A 21,901-nucleotide genomic window follows, 5' to 3' on the forward strand; every position below is an offset into this window, starting at 1 on the left:
GGCAGGTAGGGCGGACGCGCTACAGCGTCTGCCCGTCGTCGAGCTTGATGACCGAGCCGGTGACTTGCGCGCTGGCGTTGGAGAGAAGAAACAGCAGCGGCTCGTCGAGCATCGTGAAATCGGCCAGCCGGCGGCGCGGGAAAAGATCGAGTTGCTGGCGGCCGGCTTCGGAAGCGAACCACTCCGCATTTAGGTCGCTCGGCATGTAGCCGGGGGCGAGTGCGTTGACGTTGGGGCCGCGACGCGCCCATTCGCGCGCCAGCATCCGCGTCATGTGCGAAACCGCGGCCTTGGAAACGCTGTAGGGCATCAGTCCGGGCACACAGATCTCCGCAGTGATCGACGATATCATGACGATGCGCCCGTCCTCGGTCCGGCCCGCTGCGCGCAAACGTCTCGCCGCTTCGCGCGCAACGAGGAAGGCGCCGCGGACATTCACGGCGTAAACCGCATCGAAGTCCTCGACCGAAATCTCGGTCGCGCGGCCCGAGCGTTCGATCCCCGCATTGGCGATGACCGAGTCGACAGGGCCGAACTGCGCCTCGGCCGCATCGAACGCCGCGGTGACCGAAGCTTCCTCCGCTACATCGAGCGGCACGGCAAGCGCGCGTCCACCGCGATCGCGGATGGCCGCGGCCAGATTTTCGAGCCGGTCGAGTCGCCGCGCGCCGAGCACCACAGCCGCACCAGCGCCCGCGCATAATTCTGCAAAGTGTGCACCAAGCCCGCCCGAAGCGCCGGTGATCATCACCGTGCGGCCAGCAAGTTTCGAATGTTTTTCCATGCGTTAGCTCTCCTTCTTGCCATCTCTACAGAGGCGGATTGTTGTTGAACATATATTATTCACACACACGATAGTGAAGGTTGACAGGGCTATTTACCGGAGTAGGTTCGCGACCTGCCGACGACGGGAGAAACCGGCGCGGCACATGGGAGAGAGAACATGATTCGCAGGCTCGTTGCGTCGACCTCGGCGCTCGCTATCGCCATCTGGGCGGCCCCCGCCATGGCGCAGTCGCAAACCCCGGAACCCGCATCGCAGGACGACAACGATCCCGAGGAAGCTCAGGAGATCGAGGATCTGTCGCCCTCGGCGGAAGTGGCGACTGGCAACCGCATCGTCGTCACCGCCACGCGGCGCGAGACGGACCTGCAGGACGTGCCGCTCAGCGTCACCGTGTTCCAGCAGGAAGACCTCAACGAGCAGGGCATCGTCGGCTATGAGCGGCTGGCGCGCGAAACGCCGGGCGTGGTGATCAACCGGCCGACCCAGAACTTCAACAATTTCACCGCCCGCGGCATCTCGACCAACGGTTACAGCGCCGGCCTCCAGGCCCCGGTGGCAATCTATATCGACGAATTGCCGATCTCGGCGAATGGCAATTCGACGATCCTCGATCCCAACCTTTACGACGTCGAGCGGGTCGAATTCCTGCGCGGGCCGCAGGGGACGCTGTTCGGTTCGGGTTCGCTTGCAGGTGCGATGCGGATCATCACCAACAGTCCGAACCCCAATGCGTTCGAAGCCTCGGCGCTGGTCGATCTGGGGTTCACCGAAGAAGGCGGTCTGCGTCAGCGCTATAACGGCATGGTGAACGTGCCGCTGGTCGAGGATGTGATGGGCCTCCGCGCGGTCGGATATTATCGCAACGAGGATGGCTGGGTCGACAATATCGGCACCGGGATCGACAATGCCAATTCGATCGAGGCCTATGGTATCCGCGCTGCCGTGCTGATCGAACCGAGCGATGATTTCTCGGTCAAGTTCTCGGTCAACAAGGAAGTGAGCAATCCGGCCGATTCCTCGCTCACCAACCCCGATCTCGGCACCTATGTCCGCCGCACGGCCAAGCCGGACCTGTTCAGCAGCGACCTGCTGGCCCTCAACATGACGGTCAATGTCGACCTTGGGTTTGCCGAGCTGGTCAGCTCGACGACCTATTCCGATCTCGTCGGCGATTTCATCGTCGATCTGGCGGGGACCTATAACCAGCTCGTCCCGTTCTCGCTCGACGCGGTGGGGGCCGACGATATCATCGTGCAGGAAATCCGCCTCGCTTCGACCCATGGTGGGCCGTTCGAATGGATCGTCGGGGGCTTCTACTTCGACAAGCGGCGCGAGGTCGATTACGACTATCGCTCGACGCCGGAATTCTTCGCTCAGACCGGCGTGACCGCGTTCCCCGACCTCTATTACCAGAGCTACAAGAACTACACCGACATCGGCGAAAAGGCTGTGTTTGGTGAACTGACCTATCGGTTCAGCGAGAATTTCTGGGTCACCGGAGGCTTGCGCTACGGCCAGGTCGACGTTCAGACCACGACGCGCGGCAACGGCTATACCAGCAACTTCCTGACGGTGGGTTTCTGCACGGTGTTCCGCCCGCAATGCGGCGGCTTCGTGCCCGCACTCGCGATCACGCCTGTCCAGCCGTCCAAGGGAGCTCTGGCGTCGGACGACAAGCTATCGTGGAAGGCGAGCGCGTCGTTCAAGCCGAGCGATAATGTCACCACCTACGCCACCGTTTCGACAGGCTTTCGCCCGCCGGTGGTCAATGCGCGGGCAGGGCTCGCGCCGCCTGCGAGTTCGCCGGACGACATCGTGATCCCCGACGGGGCAACCTCGGACAAGCTGACCAATTACGAGGTCGGGTTCAAAGGCAGCTTCTTCAACAATCGGTTCACCGCCAACATTGCAGCCTTCTACATCGACTGGAACAATATCCAGGTCCAGGCCAACCGCGTGTCCGATACGGTCCAGTTCGCGACCAATATCGGCGGGGCGGTGAGCAAGGGCATCGAGGTCGAGTTGGTCGCCTTTCCCACCAAGGGACTGCGACTGGCGGCCAACGGCGCCTATATCGACGCCAAGATCGACGACCTCTCGGCGCAGGAAGCCGCGATTTCTGGTGCGGTCGACGGGGTGCGGCTGGCAGCGCCTGAATTCTCGGGCTCGGCCACGGCGACCTACACCTTCCCGGTGAGCAGCCAGGCCGATGCGTTCGTCACAAGCAATGTGTCCTATGTCGGCTCATATCCCGGCCTTCTGCCCAACGTCCCGGGTCAGCCCGGCGTGCCGTCCCCGCAATACGACGTGACCGACGAATACGTGTTCGTGAACGCCTATGCCGGGGTGCGCTTTGGCGCGGACCTTTCGGTAACGCTCTATGTCGAGAACGTGTTCGAAAGCGAAGCCATCACCTATGTGCACCCTGAAGCCTTCCTTGACGGACGTTACGCCCGGCTTCGTCCGCGCACCATCGGCCTGCGAACCAGCTATGTGTTCTGATCGGCGGAACTGGATCGCGCGCATGGGTACGTCATGTCTCGCGGCACTCGCGTCTGTGGCACTGTCTGCTTGCGCGAGCGCGCCGGCAACGAGCGGTGCCGACACTAACCGGCCCGTGATCGCCGCACCCGTCGGCAAGGTCGCGGGCCGCATCCAAGACGGAATCGCGAGCTACAAGGGCATTCCCTACGCCGCCGCGCCGACCGGCGAGCGGCGGTGGAAGCCCCCGGTGGCCGCTTCCGGTTGGACAGGCGTGCGCGATGCGGGCGAATTCGGCCCCTCCTGCTTCCAGCCGGTCGCGCGGGATAGCGCCAATTCGATCTATCGCGACGATGTCGGCGAACTGAGCGAGGATTGCCTCTCGCTCAATGTCTGGACCCCGGGGGATGCGCGGAACGCTCCGGTTTTCGTGTGGATCCACGGTGGCGCGCTGGTTTCGGGCGGGACCCGCCGTGGAATGTATGACGGAGCAAGATTTGCTCGTGAAGGCGTGATCTTCGTCTCGATCAACTATCGGCTCGGGGCGCTCGGCTATCTCGCTTACCCCGAACTGAGCGCCGAATCCCCGCGCGGCATCTCGGGGAACTATGGACTGCTCGACCAGATCGAGGCGCTCCGCTGGATCCAGCGCAATATCGCATCGTTCGGCGGCGATCCGGACAACGTCACCGTGGCGGGGGAATCCGCCGGCGCGCTGAGCGTGATGTACCTGATGGCATCGCCCGATGCGCGCGGACTGTTTGCAAAGGCAGTCTCGGAAAGCGGCTACATGATCTCGAGCCCGGCGCTCGCCACCAGAGAACACGGGCATGTTCCTGCCGAGGCACAGGGCGCGTGGCTCCAGCAGCAATTGAAAGCACCCGATCTGGCGGCGATGCGCGCCATGCCCGCCGACGAACTGGTTGCACGATCGACCGCCGCCGGGTTCCTTACCTGGGGGACGATCGACGGGGCGGTGCTGCCGCGCCAGATCGCCGACATCTTCGATCGGGGCGAGCAGGCCGACGTACCGCTACTGGCGGGATTCAACGCGGGCGAGATCCGCTCGCTGCGTCGCTTGCTGCCACCGGCTCCGGCCGATGCGGCGGCCTATGAAGCACGGATACGCACTACACATGGCGAGCTCGCCGATCGATACCTTGCGCTCTACCCGGCGTCCGACATCGACGAGAGCATGCTCGCAACGACACGCGATGCGCTCTACGGCTGGACCGCCGAACGGATGGGCCGCAAACAGGCCGCAATCGGTGCACCCGCCTACATCTACCTGTTCGATCACGGCTATCCCGCGACGGACGAGACTGGGCTCCACGCCTTTCACGCCTCCGAAATCCCGTTCGCGCTGGGGACGATCGACCGCACGACGGCTGACTGGCCTCACATTCCGCGCACGCCCGAACAATATGCGCTCTCCGATATTATGGTGGATTACTGGACGAGTTTCGCTCGCAGCGGCGCCCCGACTAGCGAAGGCGGACCGGCTTGGCCAACCTTCGGCGATACAGGCAGGCTGATGGTGTTTGCTGACGGTGCGCAGGTTCGTTCAGGGGGGATCGGCGATGCCTATGCGCTGTATGAAGAGATCGTCTGCCGCCGCCGCGCAGCAGGCGAACTGCCGTGGCACTGGAATGTCGGCATCATCGCACCTCCGTTACCCGGAGGCGAGGGACGATGTCGCTAAACCACGGAGCGATCCAGGATCATCCGCTAACGCTCGACCGGATCATCGATCACGCGGCGAAATGGCATAGCAAGGTAGAGACGGTCTCCGCTCGCGCCGATGGCGTCGTCGATCGCGCCACCTATGCCGCGATCCGCAGCCAGGCACGCGCGATCAGCGCCAGGCTCGCCGCGCTCGGCGTCGAGCAGGGCGAATGTGTCGCCACGCTGGCCTGGAATTCGCGCGATCACCTCGCGGTCTGGTATGGGGTGATGGCGATGGGCGCGGTCTGCCACACGCTCAACCCTCGCCTGACTGCGCACACTCTGGCCGATATGCTCCGCCAGTCAAAGGCGAGAGTGGTTTTCGCGAGCGCGGATTTGCAGGATCTCGCGCACGAGATTGCCGCATCCGGAACGCCGCTCGAACGGATCGTCGTGATCGATGGCGAGGCCGAACCGCACACGCACGGCGGAGTCGCGACACAGGACATCGCCGAATTTCTGGCGCTCGAGGCGGCTTCCGTAAGCTGGGGCGACTTCGACGAGCGGGCGCCCTGCGGGCTCTGCTTCACCTCCGGGACGACCGGGCGGCCCAAGGGTGTGACTTACACCCATCGCGGCAATTATCTTCACACGCTGCGCCAGCTGGCGGCGGACGTCTGCGGTATCGGACGGACCGATACGATCCTCGTCGCAGTCCCGATGTTTCATGCCAATGGCTGGGGGCTACCATTCGTCGCTCCCGCGACCGGTGCACGGCTGGTGCTGCCGGGCGCTGATACGAGCCCCGAAGCGCTGGCTGGCCTGATTGCGACGCACCGCGTGACCATCGCCGTTGCGGTGCCGACGGTGTGGCTTGCCCTGTGCGATTTTCTCGATGCGACGGGTCGCGAACTCCCGTCGCTAGAGCGGATCATGGTCGGCGGCGCACCGATGCCTGCCGCCCTCGCGCGGCGGATCGAAGCGCGCGGGATCGAAGTGCAGACCACCTGGGGGATGACCGAGCTTTCACCGCTCGGCACGGCGTCGGTTCCTGGGGCGGGCGACGAGCCAAGTGCCGGTTCAGGCGTTCCCTCGCTCGGGATCGACCTGATGCTGGCCGATCACGATGGCAAGCCGTTGGACGAACAGCACGGACGCGAGGGCCATCTGCACGTGCGAGGCCAATCAGTGGTGGAGCGCTATTTCGGAGAGCGCGATCCGGCAACGCGCGACGGCTGGTTCGACACCGGCGATCTTGCGCAGATCGGCGAGGACGGCAGCTTGAGCATTACCGGGCGGTCGAAGGATCTGATCAAGTCAGGCGGCGAATGGATCAACCCGGTCGCGATCGAAAGCCTCGTCGCCTCGCTCGACGATGTCGCGCTCGCCGCGGTGATCGGGTGTGCGCACCCTCGATGGGGCGAGCGCCCGGTTCTTATCGTCGAATTGCGCGACGGGGCCGATCCCAGCGACGAGGACCTGCTACGTCCCATTCGCCGTGTCGTGCCGAAATGGTGGCTCCCCGATGAGATACTGCGTCTTCAAGCGATTCCGCTGGCCGCGACGGGCAAGGTCGACAAGCAGCGCCTGCGTATCGCATATGCGGAGCAGGCCCTGCCGGGCCAGCTCGAACCCTCGCCATCGACCGCTGCATGAAGGAATGACCTTGCCTGCCACCAAGCCCTCCAAACGCAAGATCCAGACGAAGGCCGAACGACGCGCCGAAACCACCGAGCAGATTCTCGATGCGGCCGAATTCCTGTTTTCCCGCCACGGTTTCTACGGCGTCACGCTCAAGGATGTGGCCAAGAAAGTCGGCGTCCACCACACGCTGCTGAACTACTATTTCGCCGACAAGCAAAGCCTGTTCGACGAGGTGTTCGCACGCCGCGCGAAAGTCGCCAACAAGGTACGGATGGAAGCGCTCGATGCCTATGAGGCTACGCTCGACGGACCGCCCACGGTCGAAGGTGCGCTCCACGCCTTTCTCGACACCAATCTCGACCTCTACGACCAGGGCGATCAGGGCTGGCATTATGCCGGCACGCTGGCCGCCGCGGTCTCGAACACGCCCGAATGGGGTGCCGAACTGTTCGACGAATGGTTCGATCCGATCGTGCTGCGGCTGATCGACCTCCTTAAGCGCGCCATGCCCGAATGTCCGGAGGAGGACGTGTTCTGGGGCTATCACTTCGTTTCCGGCTCGCTGATGCTGACGCTCGCCCGCACCGGTCGTATCGACAAGCTGTCGAACGGGCTTTGCAAGGCCGACGATTTCGACGCGATCAAGGCGCGGATGGTCGATTTCATGGCCGCAGGCTTCCGCGCAGCGTGCCGCGACAAGAGCGCGCGCTCGACGTGAGACGGCTCGCGTGACCCTCGCGCTCCCCGCTACGAGGCGCGGCTTTCTCGCCGCGACGGCGAGCGCACCGCTCGCGGCGGGGTGTGTGCATGCCGGGCTCTCGAACGAGGGGGTGCAGGACACGATCGCAGCCGATCTCGCGCGTTATATCGGCTTCGGAAACAAGCAGTCGGGTGGGCCGGGAGATGAGGCCTGCGGCGCCTGGATGGAGCAGCGGCTGCGGCAATCGGGCTTTGCAACGACGCGCCAGGCCTTCGATGTACCGTTTTTCGATAGCGCGACTGCAACGCTTGCGAGCGGGGCGGTCTCGGCTGACGTCTGGCCGCAGCCGATCGTGCGCGCGACGGGGCCGGGCGGATTGCGCGCACGCCTGGTGCGGGTCGATTCGAGTGGAAACGCGGCGGGCGATCTTGGCGGTGCGATCGCGCTGGTCGATCTCGCCCATGCGCGCTGGTCTTCGATGTTCTGGCCGGGCGTCAAAGGTCCGGTCGATGCGGCATTCGCAGGTGGCGCAGCGGCCTGCGTGATCGTGACCAACGGGCCGACCGGCAAGGTCATCCGGCTCAATACCGACGGGCGCAGACCGTTGCACGGCGGGCCGATCGCTTTGCTCGCGCCCGAGGATGCCGCACCATTTTTCGCCGCTGCGATCGAGGGAGCGACCGCGACGCTTGTGCTCGATGGGACGGGTGCACGGCGCGAGGCCTTCAACCTCGTGGGCAAGCTGGATCGCGGCGCGCGCGAATGGATCGTCGTTTCGACTCCGCGTTCGGGCTGGACGATGTGCGCCGGAGAGCGGGGTGGCGGCGTGGCGGCGTGGATGCATCTCGCGCGGCTCGCCCCAGCTGACTTCCCCGGCCACAACCTCGCCTTCGTCTGCAATAGCGGTCACGAGTATCAGTATCTGGGCGCGGAGGAACTGATCGAGAAGGTTGCGCCGCCGCCTGAGCGGACGCGATTCTGGCTCCATCTCGGCGCGAATTTCGCGGCGCGAGACTGGCACGATACGGTCGGCAAACCCGTGTCGCTGCCCGGCACCGATTCACAGCGCTACCTCGTCGTCAGTCCGCCGCTGCAAAACTTCGCGCGAGAGGCCTTTGCCGGGCTCGCCGGGCTTGAGGCACCCTATACGACCGACGAGATCACCGCTGGCGAACTCGCCAATATCGTGGCCGCAGGATACGCGCGCGTCGCAGGGATTTTCGGCGTCCACCGCTATCACCATGTCGAAGGCGACGACGAGCGCTGCGTTTCGCCTGCCGCGGTGGTTCGAACCACACAGGCCTTCCATGCCTTGCTGCGGGAGGGTGTGCAATGAAGCGCTCGATCGACTGGATTTCGCTTGCGATGCTTGCGGTCGTCGGTGCGATGGTGGTGCTGGTCTGTTGCACCTCGCTCGCCGCCCAAACGCTCACACGACCGGAGGTCGTGCTCGGACAGGGTGCGCTGCGCGGACAGCTCGAAGACGGGATCGAGGTCTATCGCGGCATTCCGTATGCCGCCGCGCCGGTCGAAAAATTGCGCTGGAGACCGCCAGCGCCGCCGCCGCAATGGGAGGGCGTGCGCGAAGCGGCCGATTTTGGTCCGGCCTGCATTCAGCCGCGCCTGCCCGAGACCAGCTTCTATTATGTCGCGCCGGGGGAGACATCGGAAGATTGCCTGTCACTCAATGTCTGGACGCCGTCACGTGCGGGGAGCAAGCCGGTGATCGTCTGGATACATGGCGGCTCGCTGCGGATCGGTGGCAGCGCCGAACCGCTCTATGACGGCGCGACCTTCTCGCGTGAAAACGTCGTCTTTGTGTCGATCAACTATAGGCTCGGAGTGCTCGGCTGGCTGGCGCATCCCGCCTTGTCGCGTGAGAATCGCGACGGGATTTCGGGCAATTACGGCCTGCTCGACCAGATCGCCGCGCTGGAATGGGTCAGGGCCAATATTGCGAGCTTCGGCGGCGATCCGGACAATGTCACGATTATGGGGGAATCGGCCGGCGCGCTGAGCGCGAGCTATCTGTTGGCGAGCCCACTTGCGCGCGGCCTGTTCGCCAAAGCGATCGTCGAAAGTCCCAACAGCCGCACGTTTCCCGCGCTCGATCGGCGCGCTTATGGCCTGCCTGCCGCACAGGGGATCGGGATGCTGGTGTTCCAGCGGCTCGAGATCAAATCGCTGAAGGATGCGCGCCGGATCGATGCGCAGGCGCTGGTCGATGCGGCGACGAAAGGCGGCTTTCCTGCGCAAGGCGTAATCGACGGGACGGTATTGCCCGATCAACTCATCGACATCTTCGATGCAGGCGAGCAGGCGCCGGTCCCGATCCTCGTCGGCTACAATAGCGGCGAAGTAAAAGGGCAGCGCGCCTTCGTGCCCCCGACGCCCGAAAGCGCCGCCGCCTATGAAGCCGCGATCCGGCGCGGCTACGGCGCGCTCGCCGATGAGTATCTGCGGCTGTATCCGTCGAACGACATGGCGAAATCGATGGTCCGCGTGCTGACCGATGCGATCTATGGCTGGGCGGCGGAACGGATGGCGCGCAAGCAGGAGGCGATCGGGCAGGACGCTTACTTCTATCTGTTCGATTATTGCTATCCCGCCGCCGAGGCGCGCGATCTGTGCGCTTTTCACGCCGGCGAATTGCCGTTCGTCTTCGGTCACTGGGACGACGATCGGCTTCCCGCCAACTGGCCGGCGGCCCCGGATTCGGCCGCCGCCTTATCGCGCCAGATGATCGCGTTCTGGACGAGCTTCGCACGTACCGGCCGGCCGCAGGCGCCCGACGGAACTCAGTGGCCCCAATATGGCGATGTCGGCAACACGATGGTCTTCGCGCAAACCGGACAGGCCGTCATCCAGCCGCGCCCCGGCATGTTCGAATTGCACGAGGCCTTTGTTGCGGAACGCCGCGATGAAGGTGAGGCCTGGGGCCTTGTCTCTGGGGTTGCTGCGGGAGAGTAGCGTCTATCCTGCGTCTTCGGTCAGCGCCATCAGGCATGCCAGCATGGTCGACGTGGTCGATTCCAGGTCGTTCGGGCAGGAAGAGCACATCTTCAAGCCGATCAGCGAGTGGTGCAGCATTTGCCCAAGCCCTTGGGATGACGTGCCGCGCGCCTGGAGAATGTCCTCGTAAGGGAGGAGAAATTCGCACAGTCGCCGTTGGGTCTCGGCCTGGACGCCAGCTAGATGGGTCTCGAGCGCAGATTTGACCTCGATCTCCAGCTCTTCGGAATTGGGCATCGCCTGCATCTGCTTCCAGGGCTGGATCAGCAGGTGTTCGAGCAGGGCTTCGAAGCGGTGGCGGCGGTCGTCGTCCGGCTTGGCAGCGGCCCACAAGGCCTCCCAGCGCGAATCGAAGTGATACGTCACCACCCCAACCAGCAACGCCTCGCGGTTGGGAAACACGTTGTAGACCGTCTGCCGCGAAACGCCCGCTTCTTCGGCGATATCGGCCATCGAGGCGCGCTTCAGGCCATAGCGGTTGATGACCGCATAACCGGCCGCGGCAATTTGTCGTGCTCGTTCATCCATATGCCTAAATTTACGATAATTGTAAAAATGTCAATTTACATTTGTATGATAACTGTCCAAATGACCAGTGATTGCAACACGAATTGCTAGGCGATTCGTTCCCCAGAGGTTTGTCATGACGTCATTTCGCAAGCTGCTGACCGCAGCCCTAGCCCTTTCCATCGCGGCCTGTTCGTCGCCCGAAACCGCGCCGCAGGGCCAGGCGGTTCCGGTCAAGACGCTCACCGTTGCGCGGCAGGATGTCGCAAACGTCATCGAACTGCCCGGGCGGGTCGAACCCGTCCGCATCGCGGAAGTGCGGGCGCGGGTGACCGGGATCGTCCTCCAGCGACTTTATGAAGAAGGCACCGATGTCGCGAAGGGGCAGCCGCTGTTCCGCATCGATCCTGCCGAACTGCGCGCCAGCTATGCCCAGGCCAAGGCCAGCCTCGAGCGCGCCCAGGCGACCGCCGCCAATGCCAACGCCGTCGTCCAACGCTATCGTCCGCTGGTTGAGGAAAATGCAATCAGCGGCCAGGAATTCGATGCCGCGCAGGCCGCCGCGCGTGAGGCCAACGCCAACGTGGCGCAGATCAAGGCGCAATTGCGCGCCGCCTCGCTCCAGCTCGGCTATACGACCGTGCGCGCACCGATCGCAGGACGCGCCGGACGTGCCGTCGTGACCGAGGGAGCGTTGGTCTCGCAGCCCGAAGGCACGCTGATGACCAAGATCGAGCAGATGTCGCCGGTCTACGTCTCGTTCTCGCAATCCGCCGCCGAAGTGCTCGAACTTCGCCGCGCGATCGCGAGCGGTTCGGCCGACGGCGGCGCGGTCGAGGTGCGCCTGAGCTTCGCCGACGGAACCGACTATGCCGTGCCCGGCGTGATCGAATTCCTCGATTTCTCGGTCAATGAAGAGACCGGCACCGTCCAGCTTCGCGCCGAATTCGCCAATCCTGACGGGCTGCTTCTGCCCGGTGAGTTCGTAAAGGCCCGGATCTATGCCGGCGAGATGAGCGATGTGATCGCCATTCCGCAGCGCGCCGTCACCGTTGCCAAGAACGGCGGTACGGTGATGATCGTCGACAAGGACGGCAAGGCCGCCTTGCGGCCGGTCAAGCTCGGCGAAATGGTCGGCGAGAACTGGGTGATCGAAAGCGGCTTGAAGCCCGGTGACAAGGTTATCGTCTCGAATCTGCAGAAACTCCAGCCGGGCGCACCGGTGCAGATTGCCAATGCCAAGACAGGGCAGAAGCCCGCTCCTACGGCAGCCGCCAAGAAGGCTGACTGAACATGGCCCGTTTCTTCATCGATCGACCAATCTTCGCTTGGGTGATTTCCCTCGGCATTCTCCTGTCGGGCTTTATCGCCCTGCGTGCCTTGCCGATCGAGCAATATCCCGAAGTCGCTCCGCCTTCGCTGACGATCAGTGTCGTCTATCCCGGGGCCGATGCCGCCACGCTGGAAAACAATGTTACCCAGATTATCGAGCAGCAGCTGAATGGCGTCGAGGGCTTCCTCTACATGTCGTCCTCGAGCCTCTCGAACGGCACCGCGTCGATCACGCTGACCTTCGAGGCCGGCACCGATATCGATATCGCGCAGACCGAAGTTCAGAACCGCTTGAGCACGGTCGAGGCACGGCTTCCCGAGGAAGTCCGCCGACAAGGCATCACCGTGCGGCAAGCCGATTCCGGGTTTCTGATGATCCTAGCGCTGACGTCCGATGGCGGCACGCTCGACAGCACCGATCTGGGCAATATCGCCTCGAACCAGGTAGCGGATGAACTGCGCCGTGTCGCAGGAGTGGGCGACGTGCAGCTGTTCGGTTCGCCTTATGCCATGCGCATCTGGCTCGACCCCGAAAAGCTGGCGTCCTACAATCTCGCCCCCGGCGCAGTCGTAGCGGCGATCCGCGAGCAGAACGCGCAGACCGCGGGCGGATCGATCGGCGACCTTCCCTTGCAGGAAGGGCAGCAGGTAACCGCAACCATCACGACCGAGAGCCGTTTCCAGACGGAAGACCAGTTCCGCTCCATCATTCTGCGCGCGGATAGCGGCGGCGCGACGGTGCGGCTGGGCGATGTCGCGCGGGTCGAACTCGGGGCGCAAAGCTATGCCACCTCGACCACGCTCGACGGCCAGCCCATGGCCGGCATGGCGGTTCAGCTGGCCACCGGGGCGAACGCGCTCGCGACCGCCGAAGGCGTGAAGGAGCGTATGGAAGAGCTCGGAGACGGCTTGCCGCCCGGAGTCTCCTGGTCGATCCCGTACGACACCACGCCGTTCGTGCAGATTTCGGTCGAGGAAGTGGCAAAAACGCTCGTGGAGGCGATGCTTCTCGTCTTCCTCGTGATGTTCCTGTTCCTCCAGAACTGGCGCGCAACGCTGATTCCGACGCTGGTTGTTCCGATTGCCCTTGCCGGCGCGTGCCTTGGCCTTTGGCTGTTCGGGTTCTCGATCAATGTGCTGTCGCTGTTCGGCATGGTGCTGGCGATCGGCATCCTGGTCGACGATGCGATCGTGGTGATCGAGAATGTCGAACGGATCATGCGCGAGGAAGGGCTTCCGCCGTTGCAGGCGACGCGCAAGGCGATGGATCAGATCACCGGCGCGATCATCGGCATCACCCTGGTTTTGATCGCGGTGTTCCTACCGATGGCGTTCTTCCCCGGATCGACGGGCGGAATCTATCGCCAGTTCTCGGTTACGCTGGCGATCTCCATCTTCTTCTCCGCGCTGCTCGCCCTGTCGCTGACCCCGGCGCTGTGCGCGACATTCCTGCGGCTGAAGGACATTCAGTCGCATGATGGCGAAGAGGAGCCGGTCGAGCCCGAATACGCCGAAGGCTGGCGCGGATCGGTCCAGCGCCTGCAGCACGGCAGTGGCCGGTTTTTCAACCGGTTCAATCGCTGGTTCGGCCGCATGACCGAGAAATACGGGCGCACCAACGAGTCCATCCTCGGTCATCCGATGCGTGGTCTGGCGGTGTTTCTCCTGCTTGCCGGTCTTACCGTCCTGCTGTTCGGCCGGGTGCCCGGCGGCTTCCTGCCGACCGAAGACCAGGGCTATGCCATCACGATCGTCCAGACGCCGACCGGATCGACCCAGGAACAGCTCAACGAGGCGCTCGCCGAAGTCGAGGGTTTCTGGTCCTCGCAGGACCAAGTCGAGCGGATCGTCGCGGTGCGCGGCTTCAGCTTCTTCGGCCAGGGCCAGAACAACGCGATCATGTTCACCCCCTTCAAGGACTGGAGCGAACGCACGGACCCAGGCAGTTCGGCGGAGGCGCTCGTCGGCCGGGCATTCGGCATGTTCGCCGGCCTCGACAATGCGCAAGCATTCTCGATCCAGCCGCCGTCCATCCAGTCGCTTGGAGAGGCCAGCGGTTTCACGATGAAGCTGCAGGACCGTGGCGGCGTCGGTCGCGATGCGCTTGTCGCGGCGCGCGACCAGCTGATGGGCATGGCGATGCAGAGCGAGATGGTCGCCAATGTGCGCCCCGAGGACCAACCGCCGGCTCCGCAGCTCCACCTCGAGGTCGATCGCATCCAGGCACGCGCCATGGGTCTCTCGATGAACGATGTGAACAATGCGCTCTCGATCAACTTCGGGTCGGCTTACGCCAACGACTTCAATCTCGACGGCCGCGTGCTGCAGGTGCTGGTTCAGGCCGATGCCGAACACCGCATGACGCCCGAGGACGTGTTGTCGCTGCGGATTCCGAACGCGGCCGGTGAGCTCGTGCCGTTCCGTTCCTTCGCGGAAGCCGAGTGGACCGCCGCTCCACCGAGCCTTGCCCGCTACAATGGCTATCCGGCGATGACGCTCTCGGGCACGGCTGCGCCGGGGCAATCGTCCGGCGCGGCGCTTGACGAGATGGAACAGCTGGCGAGCCAGTTGCCAGACGGGATCGGGTTCGAATGGACCGGCGTAAGTTATGAAGAGAAGCAGGCGGGTGGCCAAGTCGGCCTGCTGCTGGCTCTCTCGGTCGTCATCGTGTTCCTCGTTCTCGCTGCATTGTATGAGAGCTGGACGGTCCCGCTCGCAGTGCTGCTGGTGGTACCGATTGGCGTGCTGGGTGCGGTGATCTTCACGATGCTGCGCGGTTTGTCGGCGGACATCTATTTCAATGTCGGCCTGATCACGATCATCGGCCTCGCGGCAAAGAATGCGATCCTGATCGTCGAATTCGCGATCGAGGAAGAGGCCGAAGGGCTGAGCCCGTTCGAGGCGGTGAAGGCCGCCGCGAGATTGCGTCTTCGCCCGATCATCATGACCTCGCTGGCGTTCATTCTCGGCATGGTCCCGCTGGTACTGGCTTCGGGCGCGGGTGCGGCCAGCCGGATCGCCGTCGGCACCGGCGTGATGGGCGGCATGATCGCAGCGACCGCGATCGGCATTTTCATCATCCCTCTGCTGTATTTCCTGATCCGTACCAAGATCGGCGGGCGTCAGCCCAAGCCTGCGGGTCACCTCGAAGGACCAACCGAATGAAACGTCTCGCCGCAACGTCGATGATGGCGCTGGCGCTGGCCGGGTGCGCCAGCATGGCTCCCGAACACGAACGCCCGGTGCTGAGCACGGCGGATTCCTATGATCCGTCGCTGCGGCCCGATGGCACGGTGGTCGCTTCCAGCCTGACGTACGAAGAATGGTTCCGCGATCCCCGGCTTGTGGCGCTGGTCGATACGGCGGTCGCGCGCAATCGCGACCTGCTCGCGGCGACCGCGCGGATCGAGCAGGCGAGGGCGCAGTACCGTATCGAGGACAGCCGCCGCTTGCCGACCCCGGTCGCCAATGCCGCCGCCAGTCGCAGCCGCTCGCCGCTCCCGGCCACCACGCCGGGCGGCCCGGGCAGCGTGACGACCGACCGGTTCGAAGTCGGCGTGGGCGTGACGAGCTTCGAGCTCGATTTCTGGGGCCGGGTCGCCAGCCTCTCGGACGCCGCGCGGGCGCAATATCTCGCGGTCGAGGCCAATCAGCGCGCGTTCTACCTTTCGCTGATCGCCGATGTCGCTTCGACCTATTTCGCAATCCTCGAAGCGGACGATCAGATCGATCTGGCGCAGGCGACGCTCGAAAGCCGCCGCGAAGGCCTGCGGATTGCGCGACTCCGGCTCGATGCCGGGGTGACCTCTGCGCTGCCGTTCCGCCAGGCGGAAACTCTGATGACTACGGCCGAACAGCAGCTTGCAGCGCAGCGGCTGACCCAGGCACGTCTGCGCAACCAGCTTGCAGTTCTGATCGGGGGTCCGCTGCCGCAAGATCTGCCCGCGCCGCTGCCGATGGCGGATCAGAACAACGGCATGGTCCTCGATCCGGGGCTTCCGTCGAATCTGATGCTTGTCCGTCCCGATATCGTTGCCGCGGAAGAGCAGCTGCGTGCTGCCCGGGCAAATATCGGTGCCGCGCGCGCCGCCTTCTTCCCCAGCATCTCGTTGACGGGGGCTGCCGGCTTTGCGTCGGACGATCTGGGCGGACTGTTCGGTTCGGACGGCTTCACCTGGTCCTTCGGACCGCAGATCTCGCTGCCGATCTTCGACTGGGGCCAGCGCGAAGCCAATCTCGATCTGGCCGAAGCGCGCGAGATCGAGCAGGTCGCGCTGTATGAAAAAGCGGTGCAGGTCGCCTTCCGCGAAGTATCAGACGCGCTGGCTGGACGGCGTTGGCTGGCCGAGCAGGTCGTTGCCCAACAGCAGGGCGTCGCCGCGCAGGAGCGCATCGCCCGGCTCGCGCGGCTGCGTTATCGCGAAGGCGTCGCCGACTATCTCGAAGTGCTCGATGCGGAACGCAATCTGTTTGCCGCGCGCCAGCAATTGCTCGCGACCGAGCGCGCCTATCTGCAGAACGGGACGACCCTGTTCGTCTCGCTCGGCGGTGGTGCGGGGCCGACCGACCGGTCGGCAAGGTAGGGTCCGGCGCAAGCCTGTCGCCGAACCTGCCTTCCCCGCGCCGTCCTCCCCCCCCCCCCCCCCCCCCCCTGGCGCGGGGCCCGCATCCCTTTCGCTGCCCTTGCATGCGGCTCTTCACCGGCTAGAAGGCGCCGGGGAAGGGCGCTGAGCGCCAAGGGAGAGCTTTCACGTGATCACCAGCGACGTCATCATTTTCGGCATTCTTGCCGGCATCCTCGGAGTGCTGTTCTTCCTGCGCGAGCGGGGCGGGGTGTGGAACAGGGTGTTTACCTTCGTCCCGATCATCCTGCTGGCCTATCTGATCCCTTCGCTGCTGGTGAGCTTCGGCTTCATCGACGTGTCGGAGAGCAATCTTTGGCCGATCGCGAAGGACTATTTCCTGACCGCGGCGTTGATCCTGCTGACGCTCAGCATCGATATCAAAGGCATTATCGGGCTGGGGCCAAAGGCGCTGATCATGTTCTTCACCGCCACGATCGGCATCGTGCTGGGTGGCCCGATCGCGCTGTGGATCGTGGGCCAGTTCGCGCCGGAGATATTCGGCACTGGCGGCGCGGACGCACCCTGGCGCGGGTTCGCGACACTGGCGGGCAGCTGGATCGGCGGCGGGGCTAACCAGACGGCGATGCTCGAAGTCTATGGCTACAACATCGGACAATATGGCGCGATGGTCGCGGTCGATATCGTGGTCGCCAATATCTGGATGGCGTTCCTGCTCTACGGTGCGGGCATGCACGAAAAGGTCGATCGCTGGCTCGGCGCGGACAGTTCGGCGATCGAACGACTGCGCACCTCCATGGCCGGTTTTACCGAACGGGTCGCGCGCGTACCGACGGCCAACGAGATGATCATGCTGGCGGGCTTCGCCTTCGCCGCAGTCGGCTTCTCCCACTGGAGCGCGGGCTGGCTGTCTTACTGGTTCACCAACATGATGGGTCCTGAAGCGGTCCTGGCGAGCAAGTTCTTCTGGATTGTCGTCAACGCGACCACGATTGGCCTGCTCTGCTCCTTCACGCCTGCGCGCGAGCTCGAAGGCGTCGGTGCGTCGAAAATCGGCACCGTGTTCATTTTCCTGCTGGTCGCGGTGATCGGCACAAAGATGGACATCTTCCAACTGGGCGATGCGCCGCTGTTCATGGCGGTCGGCCTGATCTGGATGACCTTCCACTCCGTCCTGCTGCTGACGGTCGCCAAATTCATCCGCGCACCGTTCTTCTTCGTGGCGGTGGGAAGCAAGGCCAATGTCGGCGGAGCTGCGAGCGCGCCGGTGGTGGCCGGGGCCTTCCACCCCGCGCTCGCGCCGGTCGGTGTGCTGCTGGCTGTGCTCGGCTACGCAGTCGGCACCTATGGCGCGATCCTGTGCGCGGAGATGATGCGCGCCGTCAGCGGAGGCTGACGGCACGCACCGTTGGCGGTCAGTCGACCGTGTCGAGGCATTTCTGGAAATCGCGCGCGGTTTCGCGGCACATTTCGGCGCATTTGGCGCAATGCGGATCGTCGTGCTTCCCGCATTCGTCGGCGCAGGTGTTGCAGGCGAGGATGCAGGCTTCGATCTGGGCGCGCAGCACGTCGACATTCTGCGCGGTGCGGCGCACGCCCAGTCGCGCGGTGGCGGTACAGACGTCGGCGCAATCGAGGCAGTTGCGGATGCACTGCGCCATATCGCCGTCTTCGACCACGCATGCCTCCGCACATGAGGTGCAGAACAATGCGCAAAGATTGGCGTGACGGCTGGCTTCGATCAACGCTTCGTTGAGCGAGGCATCGGTCACTTGCGGGTGGCGCGAGATCATTTCAGGTAGCGACATGGGAATCATCCTTGGGTCATTGAGGGTATGCCTTTTTCAATGACTGCCACGCTTGCCCGTTCCGGTTGAGCCAGAACGAAAGGCCCCGCCGGATCGAAACCCGGCGGGGCCGTGACGTTTCCGTTCTATCCGTCGCTTAGAAGCGGAACGTCACCCCCCCACTGACAACCCACGGATCGAGGTTGTGTTCGGTTTCGAGCGCGGTCGCGCTGCCGGCATAGAAGGTCGCGGTGGTGTCGATGAAATAGCGCTTCGCATCGAGGCTAATGCCGAAGCCGCTATCGCCGAGCGGGATATCGACGCCCGCCTGGAGCACGGCGCCGAATTCGTCCGACAGGTTCACATCGGTCGCTCCGAGACCGGCGGCATCCGCAGCCACATCCTGGTCGAGCCAGATGAAATAGGCGACGCCCGCGCCGATATAGGGCTTGATCGGGCCCAGATCGGCGTGTGCCTTGGCCGTGACGGTGGCCGGGAGGAGCAGCGCATTCTCGACGAGCTCGGCACCATCCAGCGCACCTGCATTGACGCTCACCGTGTGCGACGTGACGCAGCAGATCGTTTCGATCGACAGGTTGTTGGTCAGGAAATACTCGATCGCCAGCGTCGGCACGACATTGTCCGAAGCGGTGGTCTGCGTACCGGCCGGAACGCCGATCGCATCGACGTTGACGGTATCGATTTCGCCATCCGGCAACACGCCGGTCATCAGAACCTTGGCCTGCATCGTGCCGGCGCGGTCGGCCGTGCCATCGGTGCTCTGGGCTGCCGCCGGGGAAACGGCGAGCATGGCTGCCGCTGCGGCCGTGATTGCTATGGTCTTTTTCATCGTCATCCCTTTTCGCACATTGCATTCCAATCGGGGGGAGGTCGGCAGTGCGACGCCGCGCCTCGTGCAATCGCGGTTAGGCCCGGGGATGACGGACCCTCATTGACGTCGATCAAACGATGAGGAAATTCAGCTGCGCTCGATTTCGAGGCCCGAAATCGCCTCCAGTGCGCGGTCTGCCCAGGCGGGATGTGTAAACAGAAGATCGGGCACCAGCGTGTCCTTGCAGTTGTAGCGGAACGGCGCGCCGTCGATCCGCGAACAGTGTAGCCCGCTTGCCAAAGCAACCGCGGCGGGGGCGCAATTGTCCCATTCGTGCTGTCCGCCCGAATGGTAATAGATATCCGCATCGCCGCGCAGCACCGCCATCGCCTTGTAACCGGCCGATCCCATCTTAATGAGTTCTCCGCCCAGAGCCTCGGCCAGCGCGGGCGCTTCGGCCGGCGTGCGCGATCCGCTGACGACGATCCGCGGACTATCGTGGGCGGGCGTGAGCTTTACTGGCTGGTCGGAGCGCCAGGTTTCGCCCAGAGTGGGAAGGGCGACCGCGCCGTGCGTCGGAACGCCGTCCTCGACCAGCGCGATATGGACCGACCATTGCGGGCTTCCCTCGCAATAGCTGCGCGTCCCGTCGAGCGGATCGATCACCCACACACGCGTGCTGCAATGGCGATCGCCGATATCGGCCGATTCTTCGGACAGGATGCAATCGTCGGGTCGGGATACGCGCAGCCGGGCGAGGATCAGCTCGTCGGCGCGCCGATCGCCAATGTCGCCAAGCTCGCGGCCCGAGCTTTCGCCGCTGGTCTGGAGGACCCGCAGCAGATCGCCCGCTTCCTCGGCGATCGCGGCGGCCAGTTCTGCATCGGTGCGGGCGGTGTCGCTCATCGCGTGCATCCTTCCACTATGCAGCGGCGCACCGCAAGGGCGCTCCGTTTCCAGCCGCCGGTTCGGAACGCTTGGCCCGCTCCAGCCTTGATTAAACGAGGCATCGCGCGCATCGCGCGGCCAACAAAATTCACGAGAGGACAATCATGCGCAATATCGATCATTTCGTCGTCGGCGGCCCCGGCAGCCCGACCGGTCGCACTCACAAGGTCTGGAACCCGTCGACGGGCGAAGTGCAGGCCGAAGTGCCGCTGGGCGATGCCGCGCTGCTCGACCGGGCGGTGGCGAAGGCAAAGGAAGTGCAGCCCGAATGGGCCGCGCTGAACCCGCAGAAGCGCGCCCGCGTGTTCTTCAAATATAAGGAACTGATCGAACAGAATATGCAGAGCCTCGCCGAACTGCTGTCGAGCGAGCACGGCAAGGTGGTCGACGATGCCAAGGGCGACGTGCAGCGCGGGCTCGAGGTGATCGAATATGTCTGCGGGCTGCCGCAGTTTGCCAAGGGCGAGTACACGCAGGGCGCGGGCCCGGGGATCGATGTCTATTCCATGCGCCAGCCGCTCGGCATCGGCGCTGGCATCACCCCGTTCAACTTCCCGGCGATGATCCCGATGTGGATGTTCGGCATGGCGATCGCGGCGGGCAATGCCTTCATCCTCAAGCCGTCCGAGCGCGATCCCAGCGTGCCCGTCCGCCTCGCCGAACTGTTCGTCGAAGCCGGCGCGCCCGAGGGGCTGCTGCAGGTCGTGCATGGCGACAAGGAAATGGTCGACGCGATCCTTGATCATGAGGATATCGCGGGCGTCAGCTTCGTCGGCTCGTCCGACATTGCGCACTATGTTTACAAGCGCGGCGTCGCCGCCGGCAAGCGCGTGCAGGCGATGGGCGGGGCGAAGAACCACGGCGTGGTGATGCCCGATGCCGATCTCGACCAGGTGGTCAACGACCTGTCCGGCGCGGCCTTCGGTTCGGCGGGCGAGCGCTGCATGGCACTGCCGGTTGTCGTCCCGGTGGGTGAGGACACGGCCGAACGCCTCAAGGAAAAGCTGATCCCCGCGATCAATGCGCTCAACATTGGCGTCTCGAACGACCCCGACGCGCATTACGGCCCCGTCGTCACGCCCGAGCACAAGAGCCGCATCGAACAGTGGATCGACACTGCTGAGAAGGAAGGCGCCGAGGTCGTGATCGACGGGCGCGGCTTCAGCCTTCAGGGCCACGAGAAGGGCTTCTTCGTCGGCCCGACGCTGCTCGACCGCGTCACCACCGACATGGAAAGCTACAAGGAAGAGATCTTCGGCCCCGTGCTGCAGATCGTGCGCGCCAAGGACTTCGAAGAGGCAGTGCGTCTGCCCAGTGAGCACCAGTACGGCAACGGCGTCGCCATCTTCACCCGCAATGGCCACGCCGCACGCGAATTTGCCAGCCGCGTGAATGTCGGGATGGTCGGCATCAACGTGCCGATCCCCGTGCCGGTCAGCTACCACACCTTCGGCGGCTGGAAGCGCTCTGCCTTCGGCGACACCAACCAGTACGGCACCGAAGGCTTCAAGTTCTGGACCAAAGTGAAGACGGTGACCCAGCGCTGGCCTGACGGCACGGCGGAAGCGGACAACAAGGACGCGTTCATCATCCCTACGATGGGATAGGATGGAGACGAGCGGG

16 protein-coding genes are annotated in these 21,901 nt (G+C 64.3%); 11 read left to right on the forward strand and 5 right to left on the reverse strand.

The features are described from left to right. Positions 1–19: 19 nt before the first annotated feature. The gene (locus GRI68_RS02135; protein WP_160615481.1) at positions 20–784 is read right to left on the reverse strand and encodes an SDR family NAD(P)-dependent oxidoreductase; all 765 of its coding nucleotides are present in this window, start codon (positions 782–784) and stop codon (positions 20–22) included. Between the two features lie 159 nt (positions 785–943). Between GRI68_RS02135 and GRI68_RS02140 the strand changes: the two genes are divergently transcribed. From GRI68_RS02140 to GRI68_RS02165, 6 genes are all read left to right on the forward strand, one after another. Continuing rightward, entirely contained in the window at positions 944–3,289 is a 2,346-nt protein-coding gene (locus tag GRI68_RS02140) for a TonB-dependent receptor (protein ID WP_160615482.1), read from the forward strand. Positions 3,290–3,404: 115 nt separating this feature from the next. Beyond that, the gene (locus GRI68_RS02145; RefSeq protein ID WP_325063742.1) at positions 3,405–4,970 is read left to right on the forward strand and encodes a carboxylesterase/lipase family protein; all 1,566 of its coding nucleotides are present in this window, start codon (positions 3,405–3,407) and stop codon (positions 4,968–4,970) included. Next, positions 4,961–6,589, forward strand: coding sequence for an AMP-binding protein (locus tag GRI68_RS02150; protein ID WP_160615484.1), 1,629 nt, complete (start codon positions 4,961–4,963; stop codon positions 6,587–6,589). Before GRI68_RS02145 ends, GRI68_RS02150 begins: the two co-directional genes overlap by 10 nt. 10 nt (positions 6,590–6,599) lie before the next feature. Beyond that, a complete protein-coding gene (locus GRI68_RS02155; RefSeq protein ID WP_234028690.1) occupies positions 6,600–7,295 on the forward strand; it encodes a TetR/AcrR family transcriptional regulator in 696 nt (231 codons plus the stop codon). 10 nt (positions 7,296–7,305) lie between these two features. Then, a complete protein-coding gene (locus GRI68_RS02160) occupies positions 7,306–8,613 on the forward strand; it encodes a hypothetical protein (RefSeq protein ID WP_160615486.1) in 1,308 nt (435 codons plus the stop codon). After that, a complete protein-coding gene (locus GRI68_RS02165) occupies positions 8,610–10,247 on the forward strand; it encodes a carboxylesterase/lipase family protein (protein ID WP_160615487.1) in 1,638 nt (545 codons plus the stop codon). The genes GRI68_RS02160 and GRI68_RS02165 overlap by 4 nt, the downstream gene beginning before the upstream one ends. Positions 10,248–10,250: 3 nt before the next feature. Here the strand turns inward: GRI68_RS02165 and GRI68_RS02170 are convergent, their stop codons facing one another. Continuing rightward, on the reverse strand, positions 10,251–10,817 hold the full coding sequence (locus GRI68_RS02170) for a TetR/AcrR family transcriptional regulator (RefSeq protein WP_160615488.1): 567 nt from the start codon (positions 10,815–10,817) through the stop codon (positions 10,251–10,253). Between the two features lie 115 nt (positions 10,818–10,932). Between GRI68_RS02170 and GRI68_RS02175 the strand changes: the two genes are divergently transcribed. From GRI68_RS02175 to GRI68_RS02190, 4 genes are all read left to right on the forward strand, one after another. Beyond that, the gene (locus GRI68_RS02175; protein ID WP_160615489.1) at positions 10,933–12,087 is read left to right on the forward strand and encodes an efflux RND transporter periplasmic adaptor subunit; all 1,155 of its coding nucleotides are present in this window, start codon (positions 10,933–10,935) and stop codon (positions 12,085–12,087) included. A 2-nt stretch (positions 12,088–12,089) separates the two neighbouring features. Beyond that, a complete protein-coding gene (locus GRI68_RS02180) occupies positions 12,090–15,293 on the forward strand; it encodes an efflux RND transporter permease subunit (RefSeq protein WP_160615490.1) in 3,204 nt (1,067 codons plus the stop codon). Further along, the gene (locus GRI68_RS02185; RefSeq protein WP_160615491.1) at positions 15,290–16,711 is read left to right on the forward strand and encodes an efflux transporter outer membrane subunit; all 1,422 of its coding nucleotides are present in this window, start codon (positions 15,290–15,292) and stop codon (positions 16,709–16,711) included. The genes GRI68_RS02180 and GRI68_RS02185 overlap by 4 nt, the downstream gene beginning before the upstream one ends. Before the next feature lie 169 nt (positions 16,712–16,880). Beyond that, entirely contained in the window at positions 16,881–18,107 is a 1,227-nt protein-coding gene (locus GRI68_RS02190) for a DUF819 family protein (protein WP_160615492.1), read from the forward strand. Between the two features lie 19 nt (positions 18,108–18,126). Here the strand turns inward: GRI68_RS02190 and GRI68_RS02195 are convergent, their stop codons facing one another. The 3 genes from GRI68_RS02195 to GRI68_RS02205 all read right to left on the reverse strand — a co-directional run bounded on the left by GRI68_RS02195 (position 18,127) and on the right by GRI68_RS02205 (position 20,236). After that, entirely contained in the window at positions 18,127–18,519 is a 393-nt protein-coding gene (locus GRI68_RS02195; protein ID WP_160615493.1) for a four-helix bundle copper-binding protein, read from the reverse strand. A 136-nt stretch (positions 18,520–18,655) separates the two neighbouring features. After that, positions 18,656–19,348, reverse strand: coding sequence for an OmpW/AlkL family protein (locus GRI68_RS02200; RefSeq protein ID WP_160615494.1), 693 nt, complete (start codon positions 19,346–19,348; stop codon positions 18,656–18,658). 129 nt (positions 19,349–19,477) lie between these two features. Beyond that, positions 19,478–20,236 carry a 3'(2'),5'-bisphosphate nucleotidase CysQ gene (locus GRI68_RS02205; RefSeq protein WP_160615495.1) on the reverse strand — a complete coding sequence of 253 codons (759 nt, stop codon included), beginning with the start codon at positions 20,234–20,236 and terminating at the stop codon, positions 19,478–19,480. 146 nt (positions 20,237–20,382) lie between these two features. Here GRI68_RS02205 and GRI68_RS02210 point away from each other — a divergent pair, with 146 nt between their 5' ends. Further along, positions 20,383–21,885 carry a CoA-acylating methylmalonate-semialdehyde dehydrogenase gene (locus tag GRI68_RS02210; protein ID WP_160615496.1) on the forward strand — a complete coding sequence of 501 codons (1,503 nt, stop codon included), beginning with the start codon at positions 20,383–20,385 and terminating at the stop codon, positions 21,883–21,885. The last annotated feature ends 16 nt before the right edge of the window (positions 21,886–21,901 follow it).

It is taken from the genome of Alteriqipengyuania halimionae, assembly GCF_009827575.1.
Classification (GTDB): Bacteria; Pseudomonadota; Alphaproteobacteria; order Sphingomonadales; family Sphingomonadaceae; genus Alteriqipengyuania_A; species Alteriqipengyuania_A halimionae.